The sequence below is a fragment of the Saccharopolyspora tripterygii genome (assembly GCF_054778355.1).
The window spans coordinates 1-12,841 of sequence record NZ_BAAGZP010000016.1 but is presented as its reverse complement, the minus strand read 5'-3'; the positions used below and the strand labels follow the sequence as shown (position 1 = coordinate 12,841).

The window sequence follows — 12,841 nt, the reverse complement described above, 5'->3', positions numbered from 1 at the left end:
GGGTCGTCGGCGCGCGAGTTCCCGGGCGCCGACGACCCGGTACTATCGGTTCTGCACTAGCCATTGAACGATCGCTCCGTTCACCTTGGCAGGTTTCTCAAGGTGAAGGAAATGGCCCGCTTCGTCGACGACGGACGTCCGCGAGCCGGGGGCGAGGTGCGCGAGAGAGGTTTCGGTCCACCGGCTCGATACACAGCCGTCCTGTGCGCCGTGGAGGTACAGCGTCGGTTGCGGGGCAGGCCGTTCGAATGCCAGCGCGTGGTCGTCGTGCTTCTCCGACACGGGCCCGAATCCGGCGGAAGCGCGGTAGTAACCCAGAGCCGCCGACAGGTTGTCCCGCGCACCGAGTGACTTCCGCACGAAGGCCATGTCGACGTCGTGATCGTAGCCCGGCGACCACTCTTTCCAGAGACGAGCGACGAGCGCCATGTCGTCTGCTGAGGCCAGGTCTTCGGCGTATGGGGCCAGGAATAGATAGGCGTAGAACGAGCGTTTCAACTGGTTGAAGTCTTGAAGGACGACGTCGTCGAGAGCTGGCGGCGGAATGGACAGCGTGACCAAGCGTCGCCAGCGGTCCGGAGCGAATGCCGCGGCGCCATATGCGGCGACAGCGCCCCAGTCGTGACCGAGCAGCACCGCAGTGCCGTCACCGTTCAGAGCCTCGTGGAGCGCGTCGATGTCCGAAACCAGCGCCCCCGGACTGTAGCAGCCGTCTTCCGGGACTTGTGTCGGCGCGTATCCGCGCATGAAAGGGGCGACCGCGCGGAATCCGGCGTCCGCCAACGCAGGCAGCAGGTGCCGCCAGGTGTGAGCTGTGTCCGGAAAGCCGTGAAGGCAGAGGGCGAGGGGGCCAGTGCCTGCTTCAAGTATCGAGAACGTCAGGCCGCCTGCCTTCACTTCACCAGCGCGAATCGAGTTGCTCACCAAACTCTCCTGTCTGCATCTGCCTTTGATTCGGAATCGCTCGGTATTGCCATAGTTCACCCCTCGCCCCGTGAACTGTCCGCTGGCGGGCCATCGACAGTCCATCCGGGGGATTCAACGGCAAGACGCCGGAAGATCCCCCGTCCGGGCGCGACCGGAGGACGAAAAGGTAATTGCCCGCCCTCGGCCTCTAACCTCGGCGTCTCAGCTCGACGTCGTGAGGAGAACACGCATGAGGACACGCGCCGCTGTTCTGCTTGCCGCAGGCAAGCCGTTCGAGGTGATCGAACTACACCTGGCCGCCCCGAAGCGGGGGGAGGTCCTCATCCGCATGGTCGCGGCCGGGCTCTGCCACTCCGATCTTCACCTGCTGACCGGCGACATGCCCTCCCGGCTCCCGATGGTCGGCGGTCACGAGGGCGCTGGGATCGTCGAGGAGGTCGGCCCGGGAGTGACGAAGGTGAAGCCGGGCGACCACATTGTGTGCAGCTTCATTCCCAGCTGCGGTGTATGCCGATACTGCTCGACCGGACGGCAGAATCTGTGCGACCTCGGTGCCAACCTGCTCGACGGCCAGTTACTCGACGGGACGTTCCGGTTCCACCACGAGGGCGAGGATGTCGGCGGGATGTGCTCCGTCGGGACGTTCGCGGAGTATTCAACCCTGTCGGAGCACTCCGTCGTTAAGATCGACGATTGGCTGCCGCTCGAGACAGCGGCGTTGGTCAGCTGCGGCGTGCCGACGGGCTGGGGCTCCGCGGTTTACACCGGCAACGTCCGAGCGGGCGACACGACCGTGGTCTACGGCGCAGGCGGGATCGGCATGAACGCTGTGCAGGGCGCGGCGCTGGCCGGCGCCAAGAATGTCGTGGTCGTGGAACCCCAGGAGTTCAAGCGAGACGCGGCGCCGACGTTTGGCGCCACCCACGTCTTCGCCGACGCCGGCGCGGCGCACGAGGCGGTCGTCGAGCTGACCCGGGGTCAGGGCGCCGACCAGGCGGTCGTGACCGTGGGAAAGGTCGACGAGACGGTCGTGCAAGCGGCGTTCGCCGCCGTCGGGAAGGGCGGCACGGTCGTGGTAACGGGCGTATCGCCCTCAGGGGAGCTGACCGTCCATGTGCCGGGCGAAGAGCTGACCTTCTGGCAGAAGACGATCAAGGGCTCCTTGTTCGGCGAGTGTAATCCGCAGCACGACATCAAGAAGCTGCTCGGCCTTTACGATCAGGGACGCCTGAAGCTCGACGAGCTGATCACCCGCCGGTACAGGCTTGACCAGGTTAACGAGGGCTACCAGGACCTGGTCGACGGGAAGAATATCCGCGGCGTGATCGTGTTCGGGGGGTAAGGGAAAATGGCCATGAAGATCGAGACCGACTACCTCGTCGTGGGCGCCGGAGCCATGTCCCTGGCCTTCATCGACACGATCCTCGACGAGACCGACGCCGACGTCGTCGTAGTGGACCGGTACGACAAACCGGGCGGCCACTGGCGGGTCGCCTACGACTTCGTCAGGCTCCATCAGCCGTCGGACTTCTACGGCGTCAACTCGCGCCCGCTCGGCTCGGGCGTCGTGGAGACGCGCGGCCACAATGCCGGGCTCCTCGAACTCGCTTCCGCCGATGAACTCCGCGACTATTTCGAGAAGGTCATGAACGATAAGTTCTTGGCCAGCGGGCGAGTGCGTTACCTTCCGAACTCCGAATACCTCGGCGATGGCAAGGTTTCGCGCATCCTCTCCGGAGAGCTCCTCGAGATTACACCCCGCCGCCGAGTCGTGGACGGCACGTTCATGAACGTCGAGGTCCCGGCCGCTACGCCGCCCCGATTCCAGGTGCGCGACGGAGTGCAGCCGATCCCGCCCAACGGCTTGGTCCGCATCCGGAACCGCTACGACAAGTACGTCGTCCTCGGGGCGGGGAAGACGGCGATCGACACGGTGCTGTGGCTTCTCGAACGCGGGACCGCGCCCGAGGCCGTCAGCTGGGTCGTCCCGAGAGAAGCATGGCTTTATAACCGAGCTGTTTTCCAGCCTGGCCCCGAGTTCGCGCCGGTCTGCGACTCGTTCAACGAACTCTTCTACGGTGCCTGGCTGGAATCGGAGACGCTGGACGAGTTGTACGACCGGCTCGTGGACGCGGAGTACTTCTTCCGGCTCTCCGACGACGTGCGCCCGACCGCCTTCCGTTGCGCGACGGTAACGAAGTCCGAAGTGGAGGACCTGCGACGGATCGACGACGTCGTTCGGCTGGGCCGGGTTCGCGAGATCAACCAGTCGGGCCTGATTCTCGAGAACGGATCCCGGGAGTACGACGGAGAGGTTCTTTACATCAACTGCACCGCCGATGGCCTTAGCCGCATCGAAGGCGCCCCGGTCTTTGCCCCCGGCCTGATCCGGCTCCAAGCCGTGGTGGGGTGCCAGCAGGTTTACAGTGCGTCGCTGATCGCGCACATCGAGGCCAGGCCGGGCGACGACGAGATGAAGAACCGACTGACCGCCCCCGTTCCGCATCCTTACGATGAGCGGGACCTGATCACGACTTCGGTAATCTGGTTCCGCAACGAACTCCGCTGGGCGGATGATCCGGAGCTGCTCAGCTGGCGCGAAGGAGTCCGCCTGGCCGGCCAGACGACGCGGATTGGCACCCCAATTCCGAGCGCAGGCCCCGAACGCGAACTGGCTCTTGCGGAGTTCCGCCAACTGTTGGCGATGCTCGTGGAGAAGGGGGAGATGCTGATCGGTACTGCGGCCAACGCGGAACCGGGCGAGCGGGCGGACGCCGCGATGTGACTGAACATGCGTGAAGTCCCCGGGCGGGTGTGTTCGACAAGAGCCACTTGGTGCCGGGATCGTGGGGTGCCGACCTGCCGCACCGTGACGAGCGCGGCACGCTGCTCGCGTGGGCTTCGACGGCGGATCGCCGGTTTATTTGCCTGATTGTTTCAGTGGGTATTGAAACGTTATGTACAGTACCGAATTACCGCACGGACGGGCCTTGCTTTTCCGGAGCGAGGGGGTGCGCCTCGTCGGTGAGTGCGGCGAGGGCGGTGGCGACTTCTTCGATGTCGGCACGGATGTAGGTGGCCGTGGCGGTGGGTTCATGGCCGCGGGGTTGGTGGCCGGCGTATGCACGGGCGACGGCGTAGCCGAAGTGGCGTTCGACCCAGGTGAGCGTGGTGTGCCGGATCCAGTGGGCGCTGATCTGCTGTGCGGCTACCCAGGGGAGATGGTCTCCGATGCGGCTCCAGAGGTGGTCATAGCGGCGGCGGGTGATGGGCCGACCGTCGCGGTAGCGGAAGATAGTCGTGTTCGGGTCCGTGCTGTGGCGGTGGTGAATGTGTGCCTGTAGGTGGTGTATGAGGCTGGGGGAGACGGGTTGTGTTCGTCGTGTGCCGCCCTTTTCGGTCAGTTGGACAACGCAGAGTGCGGGGTCGAGGTCGCGTGGTCGGAGGGTGAGTGCGCCGGCGCGGCGGCATGCGGTTTCGGTGTGGAAACGGAGGAGGAGTGAATCGAGAGCGGGGTCGTTGCCGGTGGTCGCGGCGATGTGGTTGATCGCGGTGAGGTGGCGATTGGAGAGGGCGTGCCGGGTACTGGGCAGCCTGGTTGGTTTCGGTACGCGACTGGCCGGGTTGGCGGTTCCCGAGAGCAAGCCGTCTGCTTCGGCTTGGTCGTAGAGCCGGCGGAGCGCTGCGATGAAGTGCTCGGCGGCGCTGCGACCACCGCGACTGTTGCGCCGGATGAGCGCCTGCGCCTGGACGTGTTCGGCGAGGAGCCGGATCTCGGTACTGGTGGGCTCGGTGAGTCGACGTTCCGGCCAGTGTTCGACGAGTTGTCGCCAGTAGGGACCATATGTCCGTCTGGTGCCGACGCTGACCGAGGCCGCTACCTGGGGTACGTACTGCTCGAATGTCGGCGTCGGCGGATCTGTGGTGGTGAGACCGGTGGGGGCCAGGTTGAGTCGCGTCAGGAGGACGCGGAGTGCCTCAAGTTCCTCGCGAATTCCCTCAGTGTCTCCCTCGTCAGTTTCAGCGCGCATGTCAGTCCTGAGCGATGACCTGGGTGTGGAAGAGGAGAAGCATCTGTTCGACCATGGCCTCTGGGTATAGGAGGACGAGATCGTGGCTGGGCATGGCCGTGAGCAGGACGCTGCGGCCGGGCTCAATGCCACAACGTCCCCTGACTCTGGATGGAATCCCGAGGCAGCCGCGCCCTGGCAGTGTGACGGTGCCGTCTGCTGGGTCCCGGCGGATCAAGACGATACCGGCGACCGTGGTGAGCGAGAGCCGATCGTGGGGTGACCAGCCGAGTCGGTCGAGAACGCTGCGTGCGGCGATCCGCCCAGAACGATCGATGCGTCCCATGCTGAATGCTGACGAGCCGTCGGCCACCGGTCCCAGCTCGGGAACGGGAAGCGGAGGAACCTCTAGCCCGGCGTCAATCTTACGATCGGGGATCACGGCAGCGACGATGGATTCCGTCCATCCTGTCGGCCCAGTTTGTTCGTCCCGGTCAAAGCGGTCGATCCAGTCCATCTCCGTCGCCTCCCCCTGTTCCGTGCTCTGAGTGTGTTTGGAAAGCCCACCGAAGTCCCGCTCAAACCTCGGGTATATATGGGAAGGGTAGTCGGGATGGTGCGATTTCCGTCGCAGTCAGACGGTGCTCTCCCTGCGCCCGTTGATCGGCGGGGCCCGCGGAGCCAGCAGAAGCGCCAAGCAGGAGTTCGACCGGGAGTCCGGCAGAGTTGCTGGAGTGGGACGTGCGTGACCGGCTGCCTGACCCGGGCGCTGATCCCGGCGGGGTTTCAGTTAGTGGGGCTGGTCGTCCCGGACACCGGTCGCGCATCGGTGCTGTCCAGGCGGCCGAACGCGCGGGACAGGGCGAGCAGCTGTTGGGAATCGGCGTCCATGCCTGCTGCTTCCGGTGCCGCGAGCACTGAGGTCACCGACACTTGCTCACCGGCGGCGGCGCGCGCGAGCGCGTCGCGCACGATCTCGGCCTGTTGTTCGGGAGTCTTGCTCGAGTCAACGGGTTCGGCGACGAACGGGCTCAGACACACCAGCCCGTCCCGGCATTCGATGACGCGCCGGTAGTACCGCAGCCGCATCTGGCGGAGCTGGAGCGCTTCGCGCAGCGGAGAGACCTGCGGGAACAGTGCGATGTTGTCGAACTGCGCGCACAGCGCTGCCCATAGCGGACGCAGTTGGCGGTAGTGGCGGCGCACTTCGATCCACATGCGGGCTTTGACCAGGCCCGTGCGGACTCCGGGATAGCCGATTCCCAGGAAGAACGCCACGATCCCGATGGCCAAGATCGGTGTTGTCCACGTTGCGGTGCCGGGGATGGGGTCTTTGCCGGAGACCAGCCGTCCCGCGGTGGACAGGACTCGGGGCGTGTGGGTTCCGAGGCAGTTTACGGCCAGGCCGGCGGCCGCCACACGCAGGCTCAGGCGGGCGCGCGACCGGGTGTGGTCGGCCGTGGTCCAGGCGAGGTACGCGCCGCGTGCGGTCGCGTAGCTCATGTAGAGGTTGCCGATCAGGTAGAAGGCCAGCACCGCCGGTGAGTCGCCGGCGTGCTCGTAGCTGGCGCCCCGGTTGTCCGGGGCCGCCGCAGCGAAAGCCGCCACCAGGCCACCGCTGGCGACCAGGGCGAACATGACTTCAAGCCAGCCGCGCGAGCCGACCGCTGAGGGGGCGACGCTGGAGTGCAACAGCACCAGCAGCAGCGCGAAGAAGAAGGTGAGGATGACGTTCTGGATCAGCTTCGGTGACTGGCTCGGGAAGAACTCGGCCACCGGCGGAATGCTGACGGCCAGCTGGGCGGAGAGCGCGACGAGCACCAGGACGGTGCACATGGTCACGACCCGGAGCCCCCTGTCGTGTGGTGCCCGGATCAGCTGGGAGAGTTTCCAGATCGCCGCTATGGTTGCCGCGGCCCACATCAACAGGTTGGGTAGCGCCATCACAGCCATCCCTGGTGGTCGTCGAAGGCCCCCCGCAGTCGGCGGGCGGCATCGGTTTTCCGATCGGGAGGGAACTGCAAGCGCTCCAGCAGGGTCGCCCACTCCTTGATGACCGTGGCCACCATCTCGGCCTCGCGCTCGATCGCCGGTCCATAGCCATCCCGGCGCAGCGCGCGCAGCACGATTTCCGGGGGAATGTTCGGAAAAATCTGCTGCCAGATGTCGTCGTCGTTCTCATCGCTGCCGTGGCCGCTGATGATGTGGCCGATTTCGTGCAGGATGATGTGTTCTTGGTGCGCGACGGTGGTGTCGCGCTGGTACAGGATGTAGTCGGCGTCCGCTGTGCCGATCCAGAGCCCGAACACGCCCGGCGCGGGCAGCGGGTAGGCGCGGAGCTTGATCGGGCGGCCGCGGCGTTGCCCCAAGCGGTCGCACAGCTCGCGCACATCCAGCGGTGCGTCGAGCTCGAGTTCCCGCAAGAGGCTCTTCACGCCTCGGCGTAGTTGCAGGTCGTTGCGCCAGCCTCGGGAGTCGTTCTTCATCCGATCGACTCCGTGAACAGGCGGCGAAGCACGTCCGCTGTCGCCCACGGGTGGCTGACCAGTCCGTTGTGGCCTCCCGGCATCTCGACGAGCTTGCAGTCGAGCTCGGCGGCGAGCTGCTGGGCGCAGCGGTATTCCCACTGGCCGCGCGATTCCTCGCCGCCGGTCACGATCACCGGCGGCCGCGCTGGCCCCGCGAGCTGGTCGAGATCGAGCGCGGCGGTGCGCACGGCGGGAAAGTCGTAGGTGAAAAAGCGCCGCAAGTTCGCCTCGCCGTTCCCGACCGGCGGGGCCGGACCGGCTCCCGGTTCCTGTGTTCCTTCGCGGTGGCCGCCGAGAGCGACGAAGCGGCGAATCGCGGCGCCGACGTCCTCGCGCGCGAGCTCGGCGACTTCATCGAGCCCGGCTTCCTGGTCGGGATCGCGCACCAGCGAGGCCATCGGCGGTTCGTGGGCGACCAGGAGCGCCACCTGGTCGGAATGGCGGGCGGTGAGGTGCAGGCCGATCACGGCGCCGATGCTGGGACCGACCACGCGAGCAGGTTCGGAGGTCAGCGCGGCCAGCAACGCGGCCGCGTCGTCGGCATGGGTGGCCATCGTCAGCGGCTGCGGGTCGCGGGTGACCGTGCTGCGGGACAAGCCGCGCCGGTCGTAGCTGATGACCTGGTGCTGCTGCGCCAGTGCTGTCGCCAGCTGCTGGGTCGCACCGGCTTCGCTGAGTCCACCTTGGATGAGCAAGACCGGGGGGCCTTCTCCACACGTTTCGTAGTAGAGCTCGGCCCCTTCGGTCGTCACCGTCCCCTGATCTACGTGCACATCCCACCCCCGGCAGGTCTGGTCCACCTTCACGTTTACGTTCTGTCGCTCTTTTGCGCACCTCGCCTCGCGGGCGCGAAAGCTTTATGCAGAGCAGAACCAGCTGGTGGTGATGTGCACTTCACTCGGACGGGTTGTCGTCCCGCCCCGCCTGGAAGTCGATGAACTCCATCACGCTGCGCAGCTTGTCCGGCGAGAGCTCGCTGGCGCGGGTGGCCAGCTGCCGGACGTTCTGCTCACCGAGGCGGGCCAGGAGCTCGTACTGGCGGTTGAGTTCGCGCCCTCGCTCGGTGTTGGAGAAGTATTCGATCGGTACTTGGAAGAACTCTGCGAGAGCCACGACCACCTCGTGGCTGGGCTTGTTCTTGCCGTTGATCAGGTCGTAGAGGTAACCGCGGGACACCCCGACAGCCTCAGCGACCTCCGGCTTCTTGTAATTCGAGCCGTCTTCGCGTTTCACGCTCTCAAACAGCCGGCTGAGCTTGACCGCGAAGTCCTCGCCTCGCTCTGCCTCGGCCACTGTGTCCACCTTCTCACCCACATGGTGTCTTGTATCGCGGACTTCAAAGTCAACTGTCCGGAAAAGTTGACAGCTAATCCGGGTCACCTTACGTTCGAAGTACCTTGTCCAGGATACCTGACAGTGTCCGCCGGAGCATCGGTCACTCGGGGGAGAGTTGATCGCCCCGGACGGAGCAGTGACGGGACACGAGCCCGTCGCGTGAAGGACGGCTGTGGGGGCCGCCCTTCGCCAAAAGGGGAGTGCGCTGGCTGCGGCCGGCCGAACAGCGTGGGAGCCGATCCAGCTCTTTCGCGGGAGGTACCGCATGAATAACCACTCGGGCATCTGCGCCTGACGTAGCGCTCCTGGCGGCGCTGGAACCGCCCTCTTCAACGAGCGCTACCCACACAAGTCCCATACGGGCAGACCGCGGTGGAAGCGGTTTTGGTGATTCCGCCACACCGTGACGCATCCCTTTTCCGGCGAACCCGCCGGAGTGATCACTGTCGTGATTTGTGCAGCTCAGCAGCCCTTGTGTGCTGAGTGAGGGACAACGCGTCCTCGAATCGCCCGGCCTGCCCTGCCGCTGATCGCGCGCCACATCGCGCCTCGGACCGGTGCACGCACCCCGAGGCCGTGGACCAACGCGCCTTCATCACCGCCCGGCCCTGCGCACACCGGCCGAGAAAGGAGACGAAATCATGGTTGCTTCCGGGCAGAACTCGCTGGGGCACAACGGTTTCCGCAACGCCGCGACCGCCTCACTGGCCCGCACCGAGCAGGGCGAGCCTTCGGAACCACCGGCGGCGGGCACCACACCGCCGTCGCTGCCGGAGCCGGAGCGCACGGCCACCGCCACCCAGTGGCCGTGCGCTCCCTCCCCGGCCGATACCGAGCAGACCCAGCCCGGCCTCGCTGACCAGCCCAGTCCGAAACCGGCCGAACCGGGCGGTCTCGAGGTCTGCGACAGCCGCCTCGCCCGAGCCGCGGGCCAGGCGTGGCCGGAGCTGCCCACAGCAGACATCGTCGGCGCGGTCGAGGCCGGACAGTGGGCCACGGCCGGTGCTGGCGACGAGACGGGCCTGCGCACGGCCGCACAGACCGGTCAGGCGGCGGCCGCCGTGCAGCGACAGGGCCTTCCGCCGATCAGCGACACCCACGCGGACTGGGCCGGATTCGGCGAGCTCATTCCGGTGCTGGCCGCCTCACCCGGCGCCGGAGCGTCCCTGGTCGCCACCGTGCTCGCCGACGCGTTGCAGCTCGCCGAGCAACGCGTGCTCATGGTCGATACCGCCGATCCCGCGCGCTCCGGCCTGGCCGCCGCGGCCCGCTCGGAAGGCCCGGCCCTGGACGGCCCGCATCCCTCGGTGCGCATCCGGTTCTCCTGGCGCGCCCAAGCGCTACTGGCACGGGTGGAGACCGAGCTCCCGGTGATCACCCCGGGCATGGTGCCGCCCCCACGCTTCTTCAAACCGAAGCACCGGTCGGTGCAGGCCACCGTAGTCGACCTCGGTCACGACGCCTGGCGCGTGGCCGCGCATCCACTGGCAGGGGCCGGGGCCTGGCTGCGCGCCGGGACTCCGATGCCGAAACCGGTGCTGGTCTGCCGGGCCACCCGCCCCTCGCTTCTGCACGCCGAACAGGTCCTGGCCCGCCTGGATGCCTGGAACCGCGCCGGTGCCACGACCCCGCCGACCCAGCTGGTGGTCGTCGCCGCGAAGCGCTGGCCCACCGGCGTGCGCGGCAGCGCCGGACGCCGCGTGTCCGCCCTGTTCGACGACGCGCTGTTCCTGCCGCACGACCCGGACATCGCCACCTCCGGGATCAGCGCCGAGGTCACCCCGACGCGGCTGCGCGCCGCCATCACCCCATTGCTGCGCCGCTGGGAGCTGCTGCCCCAGACGGCGTCGTCGGCCGGGCTGCTGCCTGGCCTGTCCCGCCGCTCGAAGGGAGCCACATCATGATGATTCAGCAGCTCGCAGACACGGCCCTGCCCGTCCTGGCTCAGATCCCCAACCCAGGACCAGTGGCCCCGCCCGGCTCCGAAAAGGTCATCGAGGCCGTCGGCAATGTCAAGTGGGGCGCCGGTGTGGCGTTGATGGTCGGCTTCTTCATCGGCCTGCTGGTGTGGGCCGGTGGCCGGTGGGTCGACCACCACCGCGCGGGCAAGATCGGCGTGATCATGATGCTGTGCGCCCTCGGCGGCGGCATCTTGTACGGGGTCGGCTACCAGCTGATCTCGCACTTCGCGGCGGGGGCCTGAGTCATGGCCCCTCCCGACACGAACCAGCAGCAGCGCAGGCGCCGAGCCCGTCTGGGACTGGCGGCCCTCGCCGTGGTGGTCCTGGCCGTCGTTGCGATGGCTGGCGCGCTGGTGGTCTCGCACTACGTCACCGACCGGCCCGCACCGGCTCCCGCCCCGCCCCCGTCGAGGCCGGACCCGGATGCGGGCGGCTGGGACCTGGCGGCCGAGCACGCGCTGGCGACCGCTCCGATGGCGGCACTGCCAGCGCAATCGGCGCAGCCGCAGCCGATGACCACCGAGCGGGCTGGCGAGCCCATCACTGTTCCCGCGCCCACGCAGACCGCCGGGCGCTGGATCTCCGGTGGGTTCCCCGCCACCCCGGAGGGTGCGCTGGGGCACCTCACGGCCCTGGATGAGGCCGCGATGCGCGGCGGGGATCCGGCCACCTACGCACGCGGGTTCCGCGAGCTGGCGTTGCCCGGCGCCCCGCAGCCGGAAACGTCGGGGCTGTACTCGCTGCTGCGCTCGATGCGCAGCAGCGCCGGGCTCCCGCCCACCGGCCCGGTACCGGACCTGACCGCGAACTACCAGGTCACGCACGGCCAGATCAAAGGCGTCACCGATGGCGGCCGCTACGTCGTGGCCTGTGTGCTCGGCCAGTTCTCGGTCGACTACCAGGGCCAGACCCTCACCGCCGGTGTCGGGGACTGCCAAGCCCTGCGCCACGTCGGTGGCGGCTGGCGGATCTCGCCCGGCCCGCTACCCGCACCCGCCCCGAGCGCGTGGCCGGGCAGCGCGGACGCGGTCCATGCCGGTTACCGGGATCTGAAGAGGGGTGGCTGAGATGTGGCCCTTCGACGACATCGGTAGCGCGATCGGCGGCAAGCTCAAAGAGCTGGTCAGCTCGGCGTTCGAGACGGCGATGCAGGCGTTGTGGGACGCCAGCCTGTGGATCCTGCGGGAGGCGTTCCGGCTCGCCGACCAGTTCTCGGTGTTCACAGTGGACACACGCGAGGGCCCGATCTCCGTGCTCTGGCCCATGATGCTGTGGATCTCCGGCGCGCTGGCGCTCGGGCTGTTCTTCTGGCAGATGACCACGACCTCGCTCCGAGGCGGGCGCGGGTTCATGCGCCTGGTCGGCGGACCGGTCCAGTACGGGATCGCCCTGGCGATCACCGTCGGCATGGTGTCGGGGTTCCTCACCGCGGCCGACGGACTCACCCACGGCATCCTCCAGTACGGCCTCCAGTCGACCAACTTCCAGGACGCGCTCCAGCACACCACGTTCGCCGACGCCGCCCAGGACGGCGTGAAGGCGGTCGCGCTCGGGATCTGCGCGTTCATCGGGGTCATCCCAGCGGGCATCGGCTACGTGCTGGAAATGCTGTTCCGCGAGGCCGCGATCTACGTGCTCGTGGCCACGATCCCGATCACCGCCGCGGGACTGCTGGCCAACGTCACCAAGGCGTGGTTCTGGAAGGCGATCCGCTGGATCTTGGCGTGCATCGCCATGAAGCCCGTCCTGGCGATGACGCTGGTGCTGGGCGTGGCCATCTCCGGCGGCTCGAAGGGCCTGTCCGGGCTTCTGGCGGGAGTCGGCGTCCTGATCATCTCCCTGCTGATCCCGTTTGTGCTGTTCCGGCTGTTCGCGTTCGTCGACCCGAACGCCGACGCCGGTTCGACGTTCCGCGACGCCCTCTCCGGCGTCGGGGTGTCCTCCTACGGCTCCGGCAACCCGGCAATTCAGGCCGCGAACGCCCTCGCCGGCGGCGGCTTCGGAGGCGGGAGCAGCGGAAGCGATGCGCAGGAGTCCGCCAACGCCGACCGCTTCGACTCAGCGATGGCCGACTACGCCG

General features: G+C 67.5%; 12 protein-coding genes and 1 pseudogene. 6 read left to right on the top strand and 7 right to left on the bottom strand.

Annotated features, from left to right (window positions below):
* Positions 1-42: 42 nt before the first annotated feature.
* Positions 43-924: an alpha/beta fold hydrolase gene (locus ACYVF3_RS12840; protein WP_461154470.1), complete on the bottom strand. Its 882-nt coding sequence runs from the start codon at positions 922-924 to the stop codon at positions 43-45.
* 232 nt (positions 925-1,156) lie between these two features.
* On the opposite strand from ACYVF3_RS12840, the gene ACYVF3_RS12835 reads away from it, so the two are divergent.
* Together ACYVF3_RS12835 and ACYVF3_RS12830 are read left to right on the top strand one after the other, a co-directional pair.
* The gene (locus tag ACYVF3_RS12835; protein WP_461154469.1) at positions 1,157-2,269 is read left to right on the top strand and encodes an NDMA-dependent alcohol dehydrogenase; all 1,113 of its coding nucleotides are present in this window, start codon (positions 1,157-1,159) and stop codon (positions 2,267-2,269) included.
* A 12-nt stretch (positions 2,270-2,281) separates the two neighbouring features.
* Positions 2,282-3,712 carry an NAD(P)/FAD-dependent oxidoreductase gene (locus ACYVF3_RS12830; protein WP_461154468.1) on the top strand — a complete coding sequence of 477 codons (1,431 nt, stop codon included), beginning with the start codon at positions 2,282-2,284 and terminating at the stop codon, positions 3,710-3,712.
* A 187-nt stretch (positions 3,713-3,899) separates the two neighbouring features.
* On the opposite strand, the gene ACYVF3_RS12825 is transcribed toward ACYVF3_RS12830, so the two are convergent.
* The 6 genes from ACYVF3_RS12825 to ACYVF3_RS12800 all read right to left on the bottom strand — a co-directional run bounded on the left by ACYVF3_RS12825 (position 3,900) and on the right by ACYVF3_RS12800 (position 8,758).
* Positions 3,900-4,958, bottom strand: coding sequence for a tyrosine-type recombinase/integrase (locus tag ACYVF3_RS12825; RefSeq protein ID WP_461154467.1), 1,059 nt, complete (start codon positions 4,956-4,958; stop codon positions 3,900-3,902).
* Position 4,959: 1 nt separating this feature from the next.
* The gene (locus tag ACYVF3_RS12820) at positions 4,960-5,454 is read right to left on the bottom strand and encodes a hypothetical protein (RefSeq protein WP_461154466.1); all 495 of its coding nucleotides are present in this window, start codon (positions 5,452-5,454) and stop codon (positions 4,960-4,962) included.
* A 269-nt stretch (positions 5,455-5,723) separates the two neighbouring features.
* A complete protein-coding gene (locus ACYVF3_RS12815; RefSeq protein ID WP_461154465.1) occupies positions 5,724-6,881 on the bottom strand; it encodes an MAB_1171c family putative transporter in 1,158 nt (385 codons plus the stop codon).
* Complete coding sequence (locus tag ACYVF3_RS12810) at positions 6,881-7,423, bottom strand: hypothetical protein (RefSeq protein WP_461154464.1); 543 nt, start codon at positions 7,421-7,423, stop codon at positions 6,881-6,883. The genes ACYVF3_RS12815 and ACYVF3_RS12810 overlap by 1 nt, the downstream gene beginning before the upstream one ends.
* Positions 7,420-8,217: an alpha/beta fold hydrolase gene (locus ACYVF3_RS12805; protein ID WP_461154463.1), complete on the bottom strand. Its 798-nt coding sequence runs from the start codon at positions 8,215-8,217 to the stop codon at positions 7,420-7,422. Before ACYVF3_RS12805 ends, ACYVF3_RS12810 begins: the two co-directional genes overlap by 4 nt.
* Before the next feature lie 142 nt (positions 8,218-8,359).
* Positions 8,360-8,758 carry a helix-turn-helix domain-containing protein gene (locus tag ACYVF3_RS12800; protein ID WP_461154462.1) on the bottom strand — a complete coding sequence of 133 codons (399 nt, stop codon included), beginning with the start codon at positions 8,756-8,758 and terminating at the stop codon, positions 8,360-8,362.
* 683 nt (positions 8,759-9,441) lie between these two features.
* On the opposite strand from ACYVF3_RS12800, the gene ACYVF3_RS12795 reads away from it, so the two are divergent.
* From ACYVF3_RS12795 to ACYVF3_RS12780, 4 genes and pseudogenes are all read left to right on the top strand, one after another.
* Entirely contained in the window at positions 9,442-10,704 is a 1,263-nt protein-coding gene (locus tag ACYVF3_RS12795) for a hypothetical protein (protein WP_461154461.1), read from the top strand.
* Complete coding sequence (locus ACYVF3_RS12790; protein ID WP_363795070.1) at positions 10,701-11,003, top strand: hypothetical protein; 303 nt, start codon at positions 10,701-10,703, stop codon at positions 11,001-11,003. The genes ACYVF3_RS12795 and ACYVF3_RS12790 overlap by 4 nt, the downstream gene beginning before the upstream one ends.
* Before the next feature lie 3 nt (positions 11,004-11,006).
* On the top strand, positions 11,007-11,828 hold the full coding sequence (locus tag ACYVF3_RS12785) for a hypothetical protein (RefSeq protein WP_461154460.1): 822 nt from the start codon (positions 11,007-11,009) through the stop codon (positions 11,826-11,828).
* A 1-nt stretch (position 11,829) separates the two neighbouring features.
* Positions 11,830-12,841, top strand: a pseudogene (locus ACYVF3_RS12780) (hypothetical protein); the annotation flags it as partial.

Coding starts and splice junctions, on each gene's coding strand:
- ACYVF3_RS12820 (WP_461154466.1), bottom strand. CDS start 5,454: ATGGACTGGATCGACCGCTTTGACCGGGACGAACAAACTGGGCCGACA.
- ACYVF3_RS12785 (WP_461154460.1), top strand. CDS start 11,007: ATGGCCCCTCCCGACACGAACCAGCAGCAGCGCAGGCGCCGAGCCCGT.
- ACYVF3_RS12795 (WP_461154461.1), top strand. CDS start 9,442: ATGGTTGCTTCCGGGCAGAACTCGCTGGGGCACAACGGTTTCCGCAAC.
- ACYVF3_RS12830 (WP_461154468.1), top strand. CDS start 2,282: ATGAAGATCGAGACCGACTACCTCGTCGTGGGCGCCGGAGCCATGTCC.
- ACYVF3_RS12790 (WP_363795070.1), top strand. CDS start 10,701: ATGATGATTCAGCAGCTCGCAGACACGGCCCTGCCCGTCCTGGCTCAG.
- ACYVF3_RS12815 (WP_461154465.1), bottom strand. CDS start 6,881: ATGGCGCTACCCAACCTGTTGATGTGGGCCGCGGCAACCATAGCGGCG.
- ACYVF3_RS12835 (WP_461154469.1), top strand. CDS start 1,157: ATGAGGACACGCGCCGCTGTTCTGCTTGCCGCAGGCAAGCCGTTCGAG.
- ACYVF3_RS12825 (WP_461154467.1), bottom strand. CDS start 4,958: ATGCGCGCTGAAACTGACGAGGGAGACACTGAGGGAATTCGCGAGGAA.
- ACYVF3_RS12810 (WP_461154464.1), bottom strand. CDS start 7,423: ATGAAGAACGACTCCCGAGGCTGGCGCAACGACCTGCAACTACGCCGA.